This window comes from Streptomyces sp. NPDC048171 (assembly GCF_043202655.1).
Taxonomy (GTDB): Bacteria; Actinomycetota; Actinomycetes; order Streptomycetales; family Streptomycetaceae; genus Streptomyces.
Map to the genome: position 1 here is coordinate 1 of NZ_JBIDAU010000039.1, position 2,828 is coordinate 2,828.

Here is a 2,828-nt window from a genome sequence, read left to right on the forward strand (position 1 = left end):
GTGCCGGGGGTGTTGCCGATTGGGCGGCCGTTGGAGAACACGCGGGTGTATGTGCTGGATGGTGGTCTGGAGCTGGTGCCGCCGGGTGTTGTGGGTGAGTTGTATGTGGCGGGTGTGGGGGTGGCGCGGGGGTATCGGGGGCGGTCTGGGTTGACGGCTGAGCGGTTTGTTGCGTGTCCGTTCGGCGGTTCGGGTGCGCGGATGTACCGGACCGGAGACCTGGCGCGGTGGACCGCGGACGGGCAGTTGGTCTTCGTCGGGCGTGCGGACGAACAGGTGAAGATCCGTGGGTTCCGGGTGGAGCCGGGTGAGGTGGAGGCGGTGCTGGCCGCGCATCCGGGGGTGGGCCAGGCGGTGGTGGTCGCACGCGAGGATGTGCCGGGGGACAAGCGCCTCGTCGCCTACGTCGTGCCCGAGGGCGAGAGCGAGGGGGAGGGCGAGGGCTCGGACGGGGGTTCCGGCACGGGTGGCGTGGACGGCCGACTCAGTGCCGAGCTCCGGGGCCTTGTCGGCGAAGAACTGCCGGACTACATGGTCCCAGCGGTGGTGGTCGAGCTGACCAGGCTGCCGCTGACCGTGAACGGAAAGGTGGACCGGGCTGCGTTGCCGGCGCCGGAGTACGCCATTGCCGGAGGGGAGCGTGAGGCCACCACGGAGGAGGAACGGATCCTCTGCGAGATCTTCGCCGATGTCCTCGGTTTGGACACGGTGGGTCCTGACGACGACTTCTTCGAATTGGGGGGTCACTCCCTCCTTGTCACGCGATTGGTGAGCCGCATTCGTTCGAGGCTGGGCGTCGAGGCGGGGATCTGGCTCCTGTTCGAGGTTCCGACTCCCGCCAGGCTGGCCCTCCGCATCGCGGAGGCAGCTCCGGCACGGGTGACTTTGAGGTCGTGGGAGCGGCCTGGGCGGGTGCCGTTGTCGTTTGCTCAGCGGCGGTTGTGGTTCTTGGCGCAGTTGGAGGGGCCGAGTGCGACGTACAACATGCCGGTTGCGTTGCGGTTGGAGGGTGTGCTGGATGTTGCTGCGTTGAGGGCGGCGTTGGGTGATGTTGTCGTCCGGCATGAGGTGCTGCGGACGGTGTTCCCGGTGGTGGAGGGGGAGCCGTATCAGGAGGTGTTGGTGCCTTCTGTGGTGGGTGAGGTGTTGCGGGTGGTGCGTGCTGGTAAGGCTGAGGGTGAGGTTGCGGGTCTGGTAGCGGAGGAGTGCGGACGCGGGTTCGATCTCGGGGTTGAGGTGCCGTTGCGGGTGTTGTTGCTGGAGGTCGGTGTTGATGTGCATGTGTTGGTGGTGGTGGTGCATCACGTTGCGGGGGATGGTTGGTCGATGGGACCCCTGGCTCAGGACATTTCCGTCGCGTATGCGGCGCGATGTGACGGTCGTGCGCCTGAGTGGGAGCCGTTGCCGGTGCAGTACGCGGATTATGCGTTGTGGCAGCGGGAGCTGCTGGGTGATGAGGGTGACCCGGGCAGCGTGCTGGCTGGACAGGTGGGTTTCTGGCGGGACGCGTTGGCGGGGGCGCCGCAGGAGCTGGCGTTGCCGGGTGACCGGCCGCGGCCGGCGGTGGCGTCACATCGTGGTCACACGGTGAGGGTGGAGGTTCCGGCGGAGGTGCATGCGCGGTTGGCGGCGCTGGCGCGTGAGCAGGGTGTCACGTTGTTCATGGTGGTGCAGGCCGCGCTGGCGGTGCTTCTGTCGAAGTTGGGTGCGGGGGAGGACATTCCTGTCGGTACTGCGGTGGCCGGCCGTACCGATCAGGCCCTCGACGATCTGGTCGGGTTCTTCGTCAACACGCTGGTGTTGCGTACGGATGTGTCGGGGGATCCGACCTTCGGCGAGCTGCTTGGGCGGGTGCGGGAGACGAGTCTGGCGGCGTTGGAGCATCAGGAGGTGCCGTTCGAGCGGTTGGTGGAGGTGCTGGCGCCGGATCGTTCGCTGGCGCGGCATCCGCTGTTCCAGGTGATGCTCACTCTTCAGAACGTGGATGGGGCGGGTCTGGACTTGCCGGGGGTGCGAGTGACGCCGGTGGGGGTGCAGCTGGCGGCAGCGAAGTTTGATCTTGATGTGTCGTTGGGTGAGGTGGTTGATGGTGAGGGTCGTCCTGGTGGGTTGCGGGGGTCGGTTACGGGGTCGGTGGATCTGTTTGATGCGGGGACGGTGGAGCGGGTCGGTCGGTGGTTGGTGAGGGTCTTGTCGGTTGTGGTTGAGGGTCCGCAGGTGCGGGTGGGGCAGGTTGAGTTGTTGTCGGAGGCGGAGCGGTATGAGGTGGTGGCGGGGTGGAATGCCGCTGTCGAGCCGGTGCCTGAGGTGTCGTGGGTGGAGTTGTTCGCGGAGCAGGTGGTGCGGGATGCGGGTGCGGTTGCGGTGGTGTGTGGTGAGGAGCGGCTGACTTACGGGGAGTTGGATGAGCGTTCTGGCCGGTTGGCGGGTGTGTTGGCGGGCTTGGGTGTGGGGGTGGAGTCGGTGGTGGGTGTGGTGTTGGAGCGGTCGGTGGATGTGGTGGTGGCGTTGTTGGGGGTGTGGAAGGCGGGGGGTGCGTATGTGTTCGTTGATCCGTCGTATCCGGTGGAGCGGGTGGGTGTGGTGCTGGCGGAGGCGGGGCCGGTGTGCGTGGTGACGTCTCGGGCTTTGGCTGGTGGGTTGCCGGGTGGTGTGGGTGTGCCGGTGGTGTGTGTGGATGATCCGGGCGTGGAGTCTGCGCCGGTGTTGGCGGGTCCTGTGGGTGCTGGGCCGGGTGGTGCGGCGTATGTGATGTTTACGTCGGGGTCGTCGGGTGTGCCGAAGGGTGTGGTGGTGTCTCAGGGTGCGGTGGTGGGTTTGGTGGTGGC

1 protein-coding gene is annotated in these 2,828 nt (G+C 67.1%); it reads left to right on the forward strand.

Annotated features, from left to right (window positions below; genetic code table 11):
* Window positions 1-45: 45 nt before the first annotated feature.
* Window positions 46-2,828: condensation domain-containing protein (locus ACGF3J_RS38675; RefSeq protein WP_393856123.1), on the forward strand; the 2,783-nt coding region annotated here is incomplete at its 3' end.